This is a genomic window from Cupriavidus sp. TMH.W2 (assembly GCF_050847365.1).
Classification (GTDB): Bacteria; Pseudomonadota; Gammaproteobacteria; order Burkholderiales; family Burkholderiaceae; genus Cupriavidus.
In genome coordinates this window covers 2,617,898-2,633,649 of record NZ_CP193792.1, presented here as the reverse complement: position 1 = coordinate 2,633,649, position 15,752 = coordinate 2,617,898, and the positions used below count along the sequence as shown (strand labels likewise).

The window sequence follows — 15,752 nt, the reverse complement described above, 5'->3', positions numbered from 1 at the left end:
CGCGACATGCCATCCGGCCAGCTCGACTTCATCCCCGCCGTCGGTACGGCGGACTTCACCCCGCAACAAGCGCGCCTGCTGGCGCTGGCCAACCGCCTGGGGCGTGAGCGCTTTGCGGCGCGCGCGGCCACCTGGGACCGCGAAGCCAGCTTCCCGTTCGCCAACTATGACGACCTGCGCGAGGCCGGCCTGCTGGCCCTGTGCGTGCCGCAGGCGTTCGGCGGCGAGGGCGCTGACTTTGCCACCTACTGCATGGTGGGCGCCGAGATCGGCCGCTTCTGCGGCGCCACCGCGCTTACGTACAACATGCATATCTGCTCGACCATGTGGACCGGCATGCTGTCCGACGGCATCGACATGACGGCCGGGCAGCGTGCCGAGCACGAAGCCCGGCGTGAGTTGCACTTCGCGCGCGTGGTGGGCGACGGCGCGGTCTATGCGCAGCCGTTCTCCGAAGGCTCCGCCGCGGCCGCGGGCAAGGCGCCGTTCGGCACCACCGCGCGCAAGGTCGAGGGCGGCTGGGTGCTGAACGGGCGCAAGATCTTCGCCTCGCTGTCGGGTGCGGCCGACTACTACGGCATCCTGTGCACCGAGGACCGCGGCGACCATCATCCCGACATGCGCGACACGCTCTATATCGCCGTGCCCGGCAAGGCGGACGGGCTGACCGTGACCGGCGACTGGGACCCGATGGGCATGCGCGGCACGGTGTCGCGCACGCTGCTGCTCAACGACGTATTCGTGCCTGACCAGGAGCAGCTGATGCCGCGCGGCGTGTACTACCGCGCCGCGCAGACCTGGCCGGCGATGTTCTTCACGCTGTCGCCCACCTACCTGGGCGTGGCGCAGGCCGCCTACGACTTCACCGTGCAGTACCTGCGCGGCGAGGTGCCGGGCCAGCCGCCGGTCAAGCGCCGCATGTACCCGACCAAGCAGATCGCGGTGGCGCAGATGCGGATCCAGCTGGAAAACATGCGCTCGATCTTCTGGCGCGTGATCCATGAGGCGAAGCCCAATCCGACCAAGGACGAGCGCCTGCGCCTATATGCGGCGCACTACACGGTGATGGAGGGCGGCAACGATATCGCCAGGCTGGCCATCCGCACCTGCGGCGGGCAGTCGATGCTCAAGGACCTGCCGCTGGAGCGGCTCTATCGCGATTCGCGCTGCGGCGCGCTGATGCTGCCCTGGACCGCCGAGCTGATCCTCGACCGCATGGGCCGCGAGACCCTGTACGAATCCGGCGAGCGCGACGAATGAGCGCCGCCCGCCGCGCCATGCGAGCGGGCGCCGCCGGGCTGGGCGCGCTGCCGGCCATGCTGCATGGCCATGCCGCCGCTGCACCCGGGCGGGCGGCCTTGCATTACCTCGGCCGCACCTTCACCTACGGCAAGCTGTGGCGCCGCGTGGAGCGCGCCAGCGCCCATCTCGCGGCGACGTGGGGCATCCGCGCGGGCGACCGCGTCGGCACGCTGTGCCTGAACCACGAGCTGCAACTGGTGCTGCTGTTCGCCTGCGCACGCGTCGGGGCGATATTCACGCCGCTGAACTACCGGCTCGCGCCCGCGGAGCTGCGTACGATCGCCGGCCATGCGCAACTGGCCGCGCTGTTCCATGACGGGCGCCATGAAGCCTTGGCGCGGGAGGCTGGCGCTGGCTGCCAGGTCGCCCATCTTGACCGGCTGATCGACCATCCGGCGCCGTTCGGCGTGGTCTATCCGCAGGTGCCGGACGATGCGCCGCTGCTGCTGGCCTATACCTCCGGCACCACCGGCAAGCCCAAGGGCGCGGTGCACACCCAGGCCGGACTGCTGGCCAATGCGCGCGCCAGCTGGTGGGCGCATGGCATGACGGCGGAGGACGACCACGTGCTGTCGGTGCTGCCGATGTTCCATGTCGGCGGCCTGTGCATCCAGACGCTGCCGGCGCTGCTGGCCGGCGCGCAGGTCACGCTGCATGACCGCTTTGCGCCGCAGGCGTGGCTCGATGCGGTGGCGCAGGCACGCCCGAGCCTGGCGCTGATGGTGCCGGCGACGCTGCGCGCGGTGCTGGAGCATCCCGGCTGGCCCGCTGCCGACCTGTCGGCGCTGCGCGGCGTGATGGCGGGCTCGTCGACCATCCCGCTGTCGTATATCGAAGCCTTCCATGCCCGCGGCGTGCCGCTGGGGCAGGTCTATGGCGCGACCGAGACCGGTCCGGTGTCGGTGGTGCTGAAGCTGGAGGATGCGATGGCCCGGCCCGGCTATGCCGGCTGGCCGCAACCGGAGGCCGAAGTCCGCCTGGCCGGCCCGGACGGCGCCGAGGTGGCGCAGGGCGAGGTCGGCGAGCTGTGGGTGCGCGGCGCCAATGTGATGGCGGGCTACTGGGGCCAGGCCGACAACGGCCTGCCCGACGGCTGGTTCCGTTCGGGCGACCTCGCGCACCGCGATGCCGACGGTTGCATCGAAGTGGTCGGGCGCAGCAAGGACATGATCATCTCGGGTGGCGAGAACATCTATCCGGCCGAGATCGAGAACGTGCTGGTCGGCCTGCCCGGCGTGCAGGAGTGCGCGGTAGTCGGCGTGGCCGATGCGTGCTGGGGCGAAGTGCCGGTGGCGGTGATCGTGCCCGCGCCGGGCGCGCCGCGCGAAGCACTGGCGGCGGGGCCGCTGCGCGAACTGCTGGCGGCACGCATTGCCCGCTTCAAGCTGCCGCGCGAGGTGGTGCTGCTGGACGACCTGCCGCGCAGTGCGCTGGGCAAGGTGCTCAAGCCGCAACTGCGCGCGATGCTGGAGGCGCAGCGCCAGCCTGGCTGAATCCGGTGCAAGGGGGCTGATCTGCGCTTATGCTTGAGTCCGTGAGACCACGGACGACACGGCAAGGGAGCGGCGCAAATGGAACATGGACTTGAAACGGCCACGCTGGGGGGCGGATGCTTCTGGTGCCTGGAGGCCGTCTACCAGCAGGTGGAGGGCGTGGTGGCGGTGGAGTCCGGCTATGCCGGCGGCCATGTCAATCACCCGACTTACCAGCAGGTTTGCGAGGGGACTACCGGCCATGCCGAGGTGGTGCGTGTCAGCTTCAATCCTTCGGTGATCAACTACCGCGAAATCCTCGAGATCTTCTTTGCCATCCATGATCCGACCACACCGGACCGGCAGGGGAACGATGTCGGGACGCAGTATCGGTCGGCAATCTTTACGCATTCGGAGGCGCAGCGGGCGACGGCGGAATACGTGATGCGGGAACTGGCTGCTGCCAATGTGTTTGATGCGCCGATCGTGACGCAGGTCGAGCCGGAGCAGCCGTACTGGCGTGCGGAGGTAAGCCACCAGAACTACTACCAGGACAATCCGAGCCAGGGGTATTGCGCGTTCGTGATTTCGCCGAAGTTGGCCAAGTTCCGGAAGCAGTTTGGGGCGAAGTTGAAGAAGTAGGGGGCTCCTGGCAAGCGTCTGTTTCGCCGGCGTAGCCGGCGAGTCACATCAGCCAATTCACCCTTCCAGCCTCGCAACGATCGCCTCGGCCAGCCGCACGCAACTGAGCGGTGCACAGCCTTCGGCGTTGTTGCTGACGATAACGATGGCCGGCTGCCCGGCGCGCAGCGTGCGCGCCACCACATCGGCAATGGCATGGCGGGTGTCGGGGTCGTCATCGACGATGCGGTCGAAGGGCGCGTACAGCTTTTCCGCGTAGGCGTAGGGCCGGCCCCCATGCAGCATCCACCGCAGGATCAGCGGACCCGGCGCTTGCTCATCCATCAGCGCCTGCGCCGCGGCCTGGCGCGGCACCGGCGGCAGGCGGTCGCGCGCCGCCAGGCAGAAGCGCACGCCGTGGCGGCGCAGCAGCCGGATGTAGCGCGGTGTCAGCAGTGCCGGGTCGCGCAACTCCAAGGCGTAGCAGGCATGCGGGGTGATCGACGGATCGGGCGGCGGCAGCGCGCCCAGGAAGGCGTCGAGCCGCTCCAGGAATACCGCGCTGTCGGCCAATGGACCCATCGGCGACAACTGGAACAGCAGCGGCCCGCACTTGCTTCCTAACCCGCTGGTGGCCGGCACGATGAAGTCGCGCACCGCGATCTCCGCGTCCAGGAAGGCGGCGTTGGCCAGCCGGCCGGCGCCGTCGGAGCCGCGCAGCCAGGCATCGCAGACGCTGGCCGGTGCCTTGACCAGGAAGCGGAAGCCATCGGGCACCTGCGCGGCGTAAGACAGGTAGTCCGCCAGCGGGATCGGGCCGTAGAAGCCGCGGTCTATGCCGGCGGCGCGCAGCAGGGGGTGGCGCGAATAGGCGGCCAGGCCCTTGCGCGACAGCAAGCTGTCGCTGTGCTCGCCGTCATAGACCAGTCCGTTCCAGCCGGGGTAGGCCCAGGAGGACGTGCCGAAATACAGGTTGGATGGCAGACGCGCGCCCAGCGCGCGCAGGGCTTCGTCTGCCTGCGCTGGCTGCACGCTCTTGCCGCGTGCCGGCTTGCCGGAGGGGGCGGGCGGGGCGGCCGCGCCTTTGTGGGAGGCGGGCCGTTCCGGAGGGGCAGGTGGGGCGGGCAGTGGCAGCCCGCCGAAGAGGTCTTCAGTCAATCGCCAGCGTTGCCTTCAGTCTTTGCTGCCAATGGGTTGGTCATAGATATAGCGGCGCGACCAAGGCAGCGTGCTCGCCGGTAGCCCGGCCTTGTGGCAGACCACCTGGTAGATCGCCATCTTTTCGGTCTCGAAGGCATGCGCGCAGCCGGCCAGGTAGACGCGCCAGATGCGGTATTTCTTCTCGCCGACCAGGCTGCGGATGGTGTCGCCGCGGGCTTCGAAGTTTTCCGCCCAGTGGTGCAGCGTGCGCGCGTAGTGGCGGCGCAGCAGCTCGACGTCGAAGGCTTCCAGGCCGCCTTGCTGCATCGTGCGCAGCACCAGTCCGATATGCGGCAGCTCACCCTGCGGGAACACGTAGCGGTCCATGAACTCGGCGCCGTCCATCGGCGTCGCGCCGTTGTCCGGGTCGGGCGAGGTGATGCCGTGATTCATCGCATAGCCGTCGTCGGCCAGCAGTTCGCGGATGCGGCGGAAGTAGCCGGGCAGGTTGGCCTTGCCCACGTGCTCGAACATGCCGACGCTGGTGATGCGGTCGAAGGTGCCTGCGGTGTCGCGGTAGTCCTGCAGCCGGATCTCGATGCGGTCGGACAGTCCCGCGGCCCGGACGCGCTCGGTGGCCAGGTCGAACTGGTTCTGCGACAGCGTGATGCCCACGCAGCGCGCGCCGAACTTCTGCGCCGCGCGCAGCACCAGCGCGCCCCAGCCGCAGCCGATATCGAGCAGGGTCTGGTTCGGCTGCAGCCGGATCTTGGTCAGGATGTGGTCGATCTTCTTGATCTGCGCGGTGGCCAGGTCTTCGTCGCCGTGCTCGAAGTAGGCGCAGGAGTAGACCATGTTGGGGTCGAGCCAGAGCTGGTAGAAGTCGTTGGAGACGTCGTAGTGGTACTGGATCGACGCCTTGTCTTCCTGCTTGCTATGCGCGAAGTGCTGCGCCACCTTGTACAGCGCGCCGCCGGCACGGCGCGTGGCCGCGGCCGATAAACCGTAGGAGACCTTGATGATGTCGGCCAGCCTGCCATCGAAGTCAATTTTTTCCTGCACATACGCTTCGCCCAGGTTGTCCAGGCTTGGCGTCAGCAGCAGGGGCAGTGCCGTGGCCTCGCGCACGGTCAGCGTGACGGCCGGCTTGTCGAAGTGCCCGAGCGGGTACTCAGTGCCATTCCACAGCCGCAAGCTGACCGGCAGATTGGCATTCTCTCGCAGGTCGGCGATCCAGTTGTCGAGTTGCTTTTCCAGGGCTTGCTTGAAAAACATGCGCTTTACCTCCCGATGGTTGCGGCACACGCTTCGGCCGACGCATCAGGCAAGGCTGGTACTGCGCTGGAACCTTGCCCGATCCGTCACGAGCGCTGCAAGAAAAGAGTAGCCAAGCGACGCCTGTCTCACTTTAGTCCAATTCCGCAACTTGTGCAGCGCACCGTCCAGAAGACCCCACTAGCGGCCTGTTCGGCGCTGTTGGCGAGCGTTCCGGCGTGCCAGCCTCCTCAGGGCGACAGCCGCACGATCTGCCAGTCGCCGCCGGGTTGCAGGCGGAAGGCGATGCGGTCGTGCAGCCGCGAGGGGCGGCCCTGCCAGAACTCCAGCGCGGTCGGCACCACGCGGTAGCCGCCCCAGTAGGGCGGGCGCGGCGGGTTTTCGCCGAACTTGCTGCGGTATTCCTGCTCGCGCTGCTCCAGCACGTCGCGGCCGGGCACCTCGCGGCTTTGCGCGGAGGCCCATGCGCCCACCCGCGAGCCCAGCGGGCGCGTGGCGAAATAGGCGTCGCTCTCGTCGTCCGTGACTTTCTCGACGCGGCCTTCGACGCGCACCTGGCGCTCCAGCTGGACCCAGTGGAACAGCAGCGCGGCGCGCGGGTTTGCCGCCAGGTCCAGGCCCTTGCGGCTTTCGTAGTTGGTGTAGAAGGTGAAGCCCCGGTCGTCGATGCCCTTGAGCAGCACGATGCGCGCGGACGGCTGGCCGTCGGCGTCGACCGTGGCCAGGGTCATGGCGTTGGGTTCGGGCAGCTTGGCCGTGACCGCCTCGTCGAACCAGCGCTTGAACTGGCTCATCGGGTCGGGGGCCACGTCGGTTTCGGACAGCGCGCCCAGCACATAGGTGCGGCGAAGGTCGGCAAGTTGAGTCATGTCGCAATCATCAGGATATCGGTCGGGAAGCGCGGTGCGCCCGGGGGCGGGGGGCCGCAGGTCCGGCTGATTCGAGTATAGCGAATGCATCGGGGATCGCATTTGCGTGGCGACAAGCGTATCGGTGTCAGCACCCGCGGCGGGTGTCAAACCGGCGGCGGCAGCACCTTGCGCCCCTGGCGCCGCGAGTAGTAGCCGGCGGCGCCCATCGCTCCCGCCATCGACAGGAAGATCGGCAGCATGCCCAGCGCGGTGCCGACCACGCCGAAGGTGAGCGGCCACACGACCTGGCTGGTGTTGAGCACGGCCGAGCGCAGCCCCAGCGCCTCGCCGGCGCGGCCGTGCGGCGACACCGTGTGCAGGATGTTCATGACATTGGGCTGGGCGCTGCCCAGCGCCAGTCCCAGCACGAAGGCCAGCCCGCACATCAGCCAGAACTGCGCAACGAAGGGGTAGGCCAGGTAGGCCAGCGCGCCCACCAGCAGCGCGGTGCGGATGATCTTCCACTCGGAGAGCCGGCGCGACACCGCCGGCATCGCCACGCGGATGGCAAAGGTGGCAATGGCGAAGGCGCCCAGCACCCAGCCGATCGACGACGGCGACAGGCCGATGCGCGAGCCCTGGATCGGGATCAGGAAGGCGTGCAGGTCCCATGCAGCCGACAGCACCGCGCTGGCGATGAACACCGCGCGCAGTTCGGGATGCTGCAGCAAGTCCAGCGTGGAGCGGCGGCTGCCGTCCTCGATGGCGATGCGCCCGGCGTTGCCGCCTTGCGCGGGCAGGCGCGGACGCACCCACTGCAGGCCGGCCTGGCCGACCAGCGCCACCGCCACCAGCACCATGAAGGCGGGGCGGAAACCGGCGTGCTCGATCACGTAGCCCATCGCCACCGGGCCCACCGTGCCGGACACCGACAGCCCCAGCGCATGCCAGGTGTAGTTGCGCAGCCGGGTGTCGTTGGTGGAGACCTGGCCGATCAGCAGCTGCATCGCCACCTGGACCAGCATGAAGCCGACGCCGATCAGCGCGCACGACAGGTACAGCGAGCCAATGTCGTGCCACAGCGCCGGCAGCAGCGTGCCCGCCACCACCATCAGCGAGCCCGCGGTCATCGGCTTGCGCGGCCCGATTTCGTCGATGCGCTTGCCGGCGCGGATTGCCAGCAGCATCGGCAGCACTGCGTAAAGCGACATCAGCACGCCAAGCGTGACGGTGGAAGCCTTCAGGGAAATCGCGAACAGCGACACCACCACGCGGCTGGCATTGAAGGCCACGTGGTTGCACACCGTCAGTGCGATCAGCCAGGTGATCGGCGGGACGGCGGCGTGCGTCAGCGTCATGGGGGCGGCGAGTGGCGTCGTGGGGCCGCGCCCGGTGGCGGCCGGCGGCCGGGCCGAGGCGGAAAAACAAGGGCGGCCGTGGCCGCGCCTTTCGAAGGAGGCTGCCCGGGCGAGCCCGCGCCGCATCCAATGCTTGCCATGCTTGAACTTCTTGTAAGTGGCTGTTTAATTATGCGCCCGCCGGGGGCGCGGCACAACGGATAAGTGCGGCCAGTTGTCGCAGCGGGGCAACGTGTTGCGAATTTGCTTCAGCGAATCTGCTTCGGGTCCCGCAGGCGCCGTCCGGGCGGACGTCGGGAAGTCTAAGCGCCCCGGTAGAACGCGTCGTACGGACTTGGCGGTGCCGGGGCGCGCTGGTGGCCGCCCGGCCTGGCTTGCTCGCGTTCGCGGGCACCCACCGGCCTGGCTTGCTCGTGTTCGCGGGCACCCACTGGTTTGCCTTGCTCGCGTCCGCGGGCACCCACCGGTTTGCCGTGCCGGGCGGCTGCGGCAGCCGGCGCCACAACCGGTTTGGCGGCGGGCGCGCGGACGGCCTTCGGATCCTTGTAGGTCTTGCCCGGCGGCGGCGCGGTGGGGCGCTTGCGCAGGTCGGCCAGCAGCTTCGCGCACTGGGTGTTGTCGCTGCCCGTGGACAGGTCGACCAGCGGCAATACCGCCGTGGCCACTGGCGCCAGCAGCGCCAGCGACAGGGCGCCGCCGGCGCGCAGCGCCAGCACGCCGATGTCCGGGCTGACGGATGGCTTCTTCATGGTGCCGCCCACATACAGCGGCGAGCGCAGCGAGAACACGCGCAGGCCCTTGGAGTCCGGGTGGATGGTCAGCGCCAGCCTTTCATTGCGCAGGTCGATGCCGCCGGTGGTCTCGATCACCGCATCCTGCGTATCCAGCACGAAGGTGCGGGCGCGCGCGATGCCGTCGGTGAAGGTAAAGTCGCTGACGCCGCAATTGATCTGCACCGTCTTGTCGCCGAACAGCTTGCGGATCACCACACTGCCCACGTTCAGCCCCATCGCTTCAAGCAGGAACTTGCTGATCGTGCCGTTCTCGACCAGTAGCTTGGCTTCGCCATTGGATGAGCCCATCAGCGCCGCCACCGAATTGCCGGTGGCCGACAGCCTGGCGCTGCCATTGAGCTCGCCTATGCTCGCGCGCATCAGCTCGAAGGTCGGGAACAGCTGCTTGAGCTTCATGCGCCGCGCGCTCATGTCGACCATGGCGCCCATCGGCTCGCGCTTGCCGTCCAGCCTGAGGGTCGACACCAGGTTGCCGCCCGCCACGCCGAAGTTGAGCGGATCGAGCAGCAGCACGCCGTCCTGCAGTTTCAGGTGGGTGAGCAGGTCGGTGATCGGCAGCGCGGCATCGCGGATGATGCGCTTGCCGGTAAAGTGCACGTCGGCATCGATCTCGTCCCAGCGCTCGGTGCGGAACGGGGCCACCGGCAGCACCTTGTCGACGGGCTGGGCCACGGGGCTGTCCTTGGCCGGGCGGCCGGGCCTGGCACCGGCGCCGATCAGCGGGGCCAGGTCGGCAAAGCGCAGCTGTTCCGACACCAGGTTGCCCGCCAGCAGCGGGCGCGGGTCGCGCTTGGTGAAGGTCAGCGTGCCGGACAGGTCGCTGCCGCCGACACGGCCGGTGAAATTCTGGTATTCGTAGATCGAGCCTTCCTTGCGCAGCGTCGCCATCAGCCGGCCGCGGGTCTGGTACGGCGGCGTCGACGGCAGCACCACGCCGGTCAGGGCGTAGAGTCTGGCCATGCTGTCGCCGGCCAGGGTCAGGTGCACGTCCAGCGCGGCCAGGTGGGCCGGGTTGGTCACGGTGCCTTCGATCTGCGCGCGCGTGGTGCCCACGCGCACGTCGGCCTGGATCGGGAAAGGCACGTCGGCATTGCGCAGGCTCAGCACCGTGCCGGCCTTGCCGGTGGCGTTGATGGTGGCCTCGTTGTAGCGGCCGGTGGCCTTCCAGCGCACGCCATAGCGGCCGTTGGCGGCAGCGGCGGCCGCGGAAGCCGGGCCGGCGGCCGCCGGCGCCGATGCCGTCTCGGGTGCGCTGGCAGGCGGCCCGGGCGCTACCGCGGAGGCCTGTGGTGCGATCAGCGCGCCGTCGCGTGCCTTGTCATAGAGGGCGGCGTTGCCGATGGTGTCAAGTTCGGCCTGCAGCTCGATCTTCTTGAGCTGGTCTGTCAGCGCCAGGTTGCCGCGCGCCAGCACCACCTCGCCGATATCCAGTTGCCATTTGGACTTGCCGGTCTTGGGGCCGGTATCGAAGGTCCAGTTGTTGCGGCTGTCGGCCAGGCGCTCCAGCCACACCGCGGGGCTGTCGATGACGATGGTGGGCACGGCGATCTCGTGCGTCAGCAGCGGCACCGGGCGCAGCACGAAGATCAGTTCGCGCACGGTCGCCATCTTGGGCTGCGCGGCCCAGTCGGTATTGTCGATGGTGATGTCGCGCGCCGACAGCCGCGGCCATGGCACCAGCGTATGCCAGCCGGTCTCGCCCTCGCCGCGGCGCCAGGTCACGGTCAGGTCGCCATTGATGGCAAAGGGCCGGCCGATGGCTTGCGAGACGCGGTCATTGAGCCAGGGCTTGAGCCGGTTCCAGTCAAAGGTCAGAATCACGATCACCAGCAGCGCGATCAGCGCAACCGGTGTCAGGACACTCCACAAAACGACCTTGCGGCGCACGGACATGAGGCAGGCTCTCCTGGCTGGCGGAGCAGCCCCGCGGGCCGCCCGCGCAGGCGCGGGGCGGCGAGCGGGCCACTGCACGTCTATTGTATAGTTGCGCGCTTCCCGCATTTGTCGGGGATTGGCTGACATCGCCGCCGGAAAGCGCCGGTATTTTTCCCGACGTTGCCGCATGCGGTGCAGCCTGTTTCCGGTGACCTGATTCTTTCAGTATGAATGATGCCGCACACGAACTGGCCGGCCTGCCCGAGCCGCTGACCCACGAAAGCCCGGCCGACGACGACTACCACCGCCGTTTCGGCGGCGTTGCGCGGCTCTACGGCGCCGCCGGCCTGGCGCGGCTGGAGGCGGCCAGCGTGTGCGTGGTCGGCATCGGCGGGGTTGGCAGCTGGGCGGCCGAGGCGCTGGCGCGCAATGCGGTCGGCCGCATCACGCTGATCGACCTGGACCATATCGCGCTGTCCAACACCAACCGCCAGATCCATGCGCTGGGCGACGCCTACGGGCGCGCCAAGGTCGAGGCCATGGCCGAGCGCATCGTTGCCATCAACCCGCGCTGCCGGGTGACCCAGGTCGACGATTTCGTGACCGAGGACAATGTGCCGGCGCTGCTCGGCGCGGGCTACGACTATGTGATCGACGCCATCGACGCGGTGCGGGTGAAGATCGCCATGCTGGGCTGGGCCCGGCGCCAGGACGTGCCGGTGATCGCCTGCGGCGGCGCTGGCGGCCAGCTTGACCCCACGCGCGTGCGCATCGCCGACCTTGCGCGCACCATCCAGGACCCGCTGCTGTCCAAGGTGCGCGCCGGCCTGCGCAAGCAATGGGGCTTTACGCGCGACCCGAAGAAGAAGTTCGGCATTGCCGCGGTCTATTCGGACGAGCCGCTGCAATACCCCGAGCCCGAGCAGCAGGCCTGCGAGATCGACGAGGCGCCGCCGGCAGACGGGCACCCTGGCCAGCCAGCCATGCGCGGCCCGCAAGGGCTGGCGTGCGCGGGCTTCGGCTCGTCGGTGGCGGTGACGGCGGTGTTCGGCTTTGTCGCGGCGTCGGCGGTGATCGGCGAGATCGCGCGCGGCTGAACATCGATCCGCCGCTCAGGCGCTCAGCGCGCGCAACAGTCCGTCGATCTCCGGCTCACCCGGGGCCTGGTTGTCGAAGAAGATCAGTTCCGGATATGCCTCGGGTGCGGGCATGAAGCGCCGGGTGCGGTAGGCCTCCCAGTGGTGCAGCTTGTAGGCGTCGTTGGGGTTGCCGCGCCGGATGATGCGGGCATGGGCCTCGTCTTCCGGCAAGTGGACCCAGACCGTGCGCACCGTGGTGCCGGCGGGCAAGTGCAGCCAGTCGGGGTCGTTAAGCAGGTGGGCCTTGACCTCGCGCGACAGCGGGCCGATCACGATCACGCTGATGCCCAGCGCCAGGTTTTCGCGCGCGGTGTCGAGCAGCCCCTGGTATTCCGGGTCGCGCAGGTTATCCAGGTAGGCCGGGCTGTCGCGGTCGTCGGGGTCGCCGGTGATGGCCGCCATCGCCGCGGCGCTGTAGCGGCCGTACAGGGTGTCCTTGTCGAGCAGGCAGAAGGGCTCGCCGGTAGCCTGCATCAGCGGGCCGATCAGGCGGTGGGCGAGGGTGGTCTTGCCGGTGCCGGCATGGCCGCAGAAGAAGATCAGTCGTGGCATGAAGTGCAGAGGTGGCGGGCGGGGCGCATTGCCCACAGCATACCCCGTGGCTTGCGCCAGATCAGGCCCGGGCCGCGCCGATTGGGTATCCTTGCCGTTTTTCTCCACGATTGCCGCCGATCCCATGGACGCCAAAGACCAGCTTTCCGCCGCCGGCCTGCCCGACCACCTCCATCTGGGCGAACCGGTCACCGACGCCACCCATGCCGAATTCGTGCAACTGCTGGCCGCGGTGGCCGGCGCCGACGATGCCGGCTTCCTGGCGGCGATGGACGAATGGATCGACCATACCCGCCATCATTTCGCCCAGGAAGAGCAGTGGATGGAGGCGATGGGCTTCGGCCCGCGCCATTGCCACGCGGGCGAGCACCAGCAGGTGCTGGCCGTGGCCGCCGCGGTGCGCGACAAGGTGCACACCGACGCCGAGTTCCAGCTTGGCCGCCGGCTGGTGGCCGAGCTGTCAGGCTGGTTCGACCATCACGTCAAGTCGATGGACGCGATGATGGTCGAGCATATGCGCGAGAACGGCTTCACGCTGGTCGAAGGCCCCGTCACGGCGGCCTGAGCCATCTCGCCCCGCGTCCGGCCCTTCAGTTCAGCGAAGTGCTCAGCTGACGGCGCCAGCGCGACACCGCATCGGGCCGGTCGGCCAGCATCTCGAACACCGACAGCATGGTCTTGCGGCCGATATCGTCCTCGAAGGTCCGGTCGGCGCGCACGATTTCCAGCAACTGCTCCAGCGCCGGCTCGTACTGCTGGCGCGCGATCAGCAGCCTGGCCAGGTCCAGCCTTGCCGCAAGGTCGCGCGGGTTCGCGGCGATGCGCCCGGTGAGCGTGCCCTCGTCGGGCAGGCCCGACACGTTCTCCATGGCTTCCATGCGTGTACGCAGCGCGGCGCAGGCGTTCTCTTGCGCGGCGTTCGGCGACAGCCCCTCGAACTGGGCCCGGGCCGCGCCGATGTCGTTGCCGTCCAGCAGGAAGGCAATATAGGCCAGCCGGGCGGTGTCGGCATGTTCCGGATCCAGCGCGATCGCTTCGGCGAATCTGGCTTCGGCGCCGGTTCGGTCGCCCTCGGCGGCGAGCTGCTGCGCGTCCTGCAGCGCCGTGGGGGCGGGCTGCGGCGCCAGGCGGCCGAGGAATTCGCGCAGGCCCGACTCGGGCAGCACGCCGATGAACTGGTCCACCGCCTGGCCGTCGGCAATCGCCACCACATGCGGGATGCTGCGCACGCCGAAGTGCGCGGCGAGCTCCTGGTTCTCGTCGACATTGACCTTGACCAGCTTCCACTGGCTGCCCGCCTCGGCTTCGAGCCGTTCCAGCATCGGCCCCAGTGTGCGGCACGGGCCGCACCAGGGCGCCCAGAAATCGACGAGCACGGGTATCTCGCGCGAGGCGTCGATCACTTCGGTTTCGAAATTCTGCAGGGTGACGTCGCTCATGGGGAATCCTGGATCGGAAGGGTTCTATCCCTCTATTGTGAGGGCGAAGGCGCCGAATGCAACGCCCGCTGCAAATACCGCGCCGGCGGCGTTCGGGAAAGCCTGCGGTTGAAAATAGAACGATCGTTCGGTTATAGTCCTTGACCATACCGACAGACCCGGTCCGCGAGACCGCACAGGAGACGTTTCATGCAGACCCCAGCCCGCCCGCATTTCCAGTTCTGGCCGAAGCGCCTGCCGACTGCCATCGTGCTGCCGGAGACGTCGCTCTGGGCCAACCTGGAGGTTTCGGCGCTCCGCCATGCCGACAAGGCCGCGATCCGCTACTTCGGCAACGCGATCACCTTCCGTGAACTGGAGGCGCAGGCCACCGCGGTGGCCGGTTGGCTGCAGCAGAAGGCGGGCGTGAAGAAGGGCGACCGGGTGCTGCTGTACATGCAGAACTGCCCGCAGTTCATCGTCAGCTACTACGCCATCCTGCGCGCCGACGCAGTGGTGGTGCCGGTCAACCCGATGAACCGTGCCGAGGAATTCAAGCACTACGTCACCGATGCGCAGGCGCGCGTGGCGATCTTCACCGCCGACCTGGCGGCCGGGGTCGAGCAGGCTCAGTCTGAACTGGAGCCGGCCGAGCGCCTGCAGCATTTGCTGGTGACGCAATATGCCGATGCACTGCCGTCCGCGCACGAGCACCCGGAAGACGCGCCGCCGGCCTGGCTGACCACGCCGCATCCGCTGCCCGCCGGCGCCACAGCGTGGCCCGAGGCGCTGGGCGCCGGCCTGCAGCCCGGCCCGCACACCGCCGGCCCGGACGACATGGCGGTGATGCCGTACACCTCGGGCACCACCGGCTTCCCCAAGGGCTGCATCCATACGCACCGCTCGGTGATGCACAACGTCGTCGGCGGCGCGACCTGGTCGGGCTCGGGCGCGGAATCGGTGATCCTGTCGGTGCTGCCGCTGTTCCATGTCACGGGCATGCAATACGGCATGAACGGCCCGATCTACAGCGGCGCCACCGTGGTGATGCTGCCGCGCTGGGACCGTGAAGTGGCCGGCCACCTGATTTCGCGCTACCAGGTCACGCACTGGACCAATATCCCGACCATGGTGATCGACTTCCTGTCCAGCCCCAACCTGGCCCGGTTCGACCTGTCCAGCCTGCGCTATATCGGCGGCGGCGGCGCGGCCATGCCGCAGGCCGTGGCCGAGCGCCTGCGCGAGCAGTTCGGGCTGAGCTACCTGGAAGGCTACGGCCTGTCCGAGACCATGGCGCCGACGCACAGCAACCCGTCGGACCGGCCCAAGCTGCAATGCCTGGGCGTGCCGACCTTCAACACCGACGCGCGCGTGGTCGACCCGGTCACGCTCAAGGAACTGCCGCCCAACGAGACCGGCGAGATCATCGTCAGCGGCCCGCAGGTGTTCAAGGGCTACTGGGGCAAGGAAGATGCCACCCGCGACGCCTTCGTCGAGTTCGAGGGCAAGACCTTCTTCCGCACCGGCGACCTGGGCCGCATGGACGAGGAGGGCTACTACTTCATCACCGACCGGCTCAAGCGCATGATCAATGCGTCGGGCTTCAAGGTCTGGCCGGCCGAGGTGGAAAACCTGCTGTACAAGCACCCCGACGTGCAGGAGGCCTGCATCATCGGCACGCGCGACCCGTACCGCGGCGAGACGGTCAAGGCGGTGGTGGTGCTGCGTGCCCATGCCAGGGGCAAGACCACGCCGGAGCAGATCATCGACTGGGCCAGGGAGAACATGGCCGCCTACAAGTACCCGCGCGTGGTGGAGTTTGTCGATGCGCTGCCCAAGTCGGGGACGGGCAAGGTGATGTGGCGCCATCTGCAGGAAAGCGAGAATGCGCGCAATGCCGGCGCGGGGGAGAAGCCGGCCGCCTGAGGGCGAGAGTAAGACGAAGCCAACGGTTT

Annotated in this window: 13 protein-coding genes; 6 read left to right on the top strand and 7 right to left on the bottom strand. The window is 68.6% G+C overall.

Annotated elements, in window-relative coordinates:
- The first annotated feature begins 6 nt into the window (after window positions 1-6).
- The 3 genes from ACREYQ_RS12085 to msrA all read left to right on the top strand — a co-directional run bounded on the left by ACREYQ_RS12085 (window position 7) and on the right by msrA (window position 3,416).
- On the top strand, window positions 7-1,260 hold the full coding sequence (locus tag ACREYQ_RS12085; RefSeq protein WP_432257835.1) for an acyl-CoA dehydrogenase family protein: 1,254 nt from the start codon (window positions 7-9) through the stop codon (window positions 1,258-1,260).
- Window positions 1,257-2,795: a class I adenylate-forming enzyme family protein gene (locus ACREYQ_RS12080; protein ID WP_432257834.1), complete on the top strand. Its 1,539-nt coding sequence runs from the start codon at window positions 1,257-1,259 to the stop codon at window positions 2,793-2,795. Before ACREYQ_RS12085 ends, ACREYQ_RS12080 begins: the two co-directional genes overlap by 4 nt.
- A gap of 78 nt (window positions 2,796-2,873) precedes the next feature.
- Window positions 2,874-3,416 (top strand): peptide-methionine (S)-S-oxide reductase MsrA, encoded by a 543-nt coding sequence (gene msrA / locus ACREYQ_RS12075; RefSeq protein WP_432257833.1) that lies wholly within the window; start codon window positions 2,874-2,876, stop codon window positions 3,414-3,416.
- A gap of 57 nt (window positions 3,417-3,473) precedes the next feature.
- Here the strand turns inward: msrA and ACREYQ_RS12070 are convergent, their stop codons facing one another.
- The 5 genes from ACREYQ_RS12070 to ACREYQ_RS12050 all read right to left on the bottom strand — a co-directional run bounded on the left by ACREYQ_RS12070 (window position 3,474) and on the right by ACREYQ_RS12050 (window position 10,706).
- Window positions 3,474-4,553, bottom strand: coding sequence for a DUF72 domain-containing protein (locus ACREYQ_RS12070; protein ID WP_432257832.1), 1,080 nt, complete (start codon window positions 4,551-4,553; stop codon window positions 3,474-3,476).
- 15 nt (window positions 4,554-4,568) lie between these two features.
- A complete protein-coding gene (locus ACREYQ_RS12065) occupies window positions 4,569-5,810 on the bottom strand; it encodes a class I SAM-dependent methyltransferase (RefSeq protein ID WP_432257831.1) in 1,242 nt (413 codons plus the stop codon).
- 230 nt (window positions 5,811-6,040) lie between these two features.
- Complete coding sequence (gene pdxH, locus ACREYQ_RS12060; RefSeq protein ID WP_432257830.1) at window positions 6,041-6,679, bottom strand: pyridoxamine 5'-phosphate oxidase; 639 nt, start codon at window positions 6,677-6,679, stop codon at window positions 6,041-6,043.
- 146 nt (window positions 6,680-6,825) lie between these two features.
- A complete protein-coding gene (locus ACREYQ_RS12055; protein WP_432257829.1) occupies window positions 6,826-8,019 on the bottom strand; it encodes an MFS transporter in 1,194 nt (397 codons plus the stop codon).
- A gap of 302 nt (window positions 8,020-8,321) precedes the next feature.
- On the bottom strand, window positions 8,322-10,706 hold the full coding sequence (locus ACREYQ_RS12050) for an AsmA family protein (RefSeq protein WP_432257828.1): 2,385 nt from the start codon (window positions 10,704-10,706) through the stop codon (window positions 8,322-8,324).
- Window positions 10,707-10,915: 209 nt separating this feature from the next.
- On the opposite strand from ACREYQ_RS12050, the gene tcdA reads away from it, so the two are divergent.
- A complete protein-coding gene (gene tcdA, locus ACREYQ_RS12045; protein ID WP_432257827.1) occupies window positions 10,916-11,785 on the top strand; it encodes a tRNA cyclic N6-threonylcarbamoyladenosine(37) synthase TcdA in 870 nt (289 codons plus the stop codon).
- A 15-nt stretch (window positions 11,786-11,800) separates the two neighbouring features.
- Here tcdA and ACREYQ_RS12040 read toward each other — a convergent pair whose 3' ends face one another.
- The gene (locus ACREYQ_RS12040) at window positions 11,801-12,379 is read right to left on the bottom strand and encodes an AAA family ATPase (RefSeq protein WP_432257826.1); all 579 of its coding nucleotides are present in this window, start codon (window positions 12,377-12,379) and stop codon (window positions 11,801-11,803) included.
- 124 nt (window positions 12,380-12,503) lie between these two features.
- On the opposite strand from ACREYQ_RS12040, the gene ACREYQ_RS12035 reads away from it, so the two are divergent.
- Entirely contained in the window at window positions 12,504-12,944 is a 441-nt protein-coding gene (locus ACREYQ_RS12035) for a bacteriohemerythrin (protein WP_432257825.1), read from the top strand.
- Between the two features lie 25 nt (window positions 12,945-12,969).
- Here ACREYQ_RS12035 and trxA read toward each other — a convergent pair whose 3' ends face one another.
- Entirely contained in the window at window positions 12,970-13,818 is an 849-nt protein-coding gene (trxA, locus tag ACREYQ_RS12030; RefSeq protein ID WP_432257824.1) for a thioredoxin, read from the bottom strand.
- A 189-nt stretch (window positions 13,819-14,007) separates the two neighbouring features.
- Between trxA and ACREYQ_RS12025 the strand changes: the two genes are divergently transcribed.
- Complete coding sequence (locus ACREYQ_RS12025) at window positions 14,008-15,723, top strand: long-chain fatty acid--CoA ligase (protein ID WP_432257823.1); 1,716 nt, start codon at window positions 14,008-14,010, stop codon at window positions 15,721-15,723.
- Window positions 15,724-15,752 lie beyond the last annotated feature (29 nt).

Coding starts and splice junctions, on each gene's coding strand:
- ACREYQ_RS12080 (WP_432257834.1), top strand. CDS start 1,257: ATGAGCGCCGCCCGCCGCGCCATGCGAGCGGGCGCCGCCGGGCTGGGC.
- ACREYQ_RS12040 (WP_432257826.1), bottom strand. CDS start 12,379: ATGCCACGACTGATCTTCTTCTGCGGCCATGCCGGCACCGGCAAGACC.
- trxA (WP_432257824.1), bottom strand. CDS start 13,818: ATGAGCGACGTCACCCTGCAGAATTTCGAAACCGAAGTGATCGACGCC.
- ACREYQ_RS12055 (WP_432257829.1), bottom strand. CDS start 8,019: ATGACGCTGACGCACGCCGCCGTCCCGCCGATCACCTGGCTGATCGCA.
- pdxH (WP_432257830.1), bottom strand. CDS start 6,679: ATGACTCAACTTGCCGACCTTCGCCGCACCTATGTGCTGGGCGCGCTG.
- ACREYQ_RS12085 (WP_432257835.1), top strand. CDS start 7: ATGCCATCCGGCCAGCTCGACTTCATCCCCGCCGTCGGTACGGCGGAC.
- tcdA (WP_432257827.1), top strand. CDS start 10,916: ATGAATGATGCCGCACACGAACTGGCCGGCCTGCCCGAGCCGCTGACC.
- ACREYQ_RS12035 (WP_432257825.1), top strand. CDS start 12,504: ATGGACGCCAAAGACCAGCTTTCCGCCGCCGGCCTGCCCGACCACCTC.
- msrA (WP_432257833.1), top strand. CDS start 2,874: ATGGAACATGGACTTGAAACGGCCACGCTGGGGGGCGGATGCTTCTGG.
- ACREYQ_RS12065 (WP_432257831.1), bottom strand. CDS start 5,810: ATGTTTTTCAAGCAAGCCCTGGAAAAGCAACTCGACAACTGGATCGCC.
- ACREYQ_RS12050 (WP_432257828.1), bottom strand. CDS start 10,706: ATGTCCGTGCGCCGCAAGGTCGTTTTGTGGAGTGTCCTGACACCGGTT.
- ACREYQ_RS12025 (WP_432257823.1), top strand. CDS start 14,008: ATGCAGACCCCAGCCCGCCCGCATTTCCAGTTCTGGCCGAAGCGCCTG.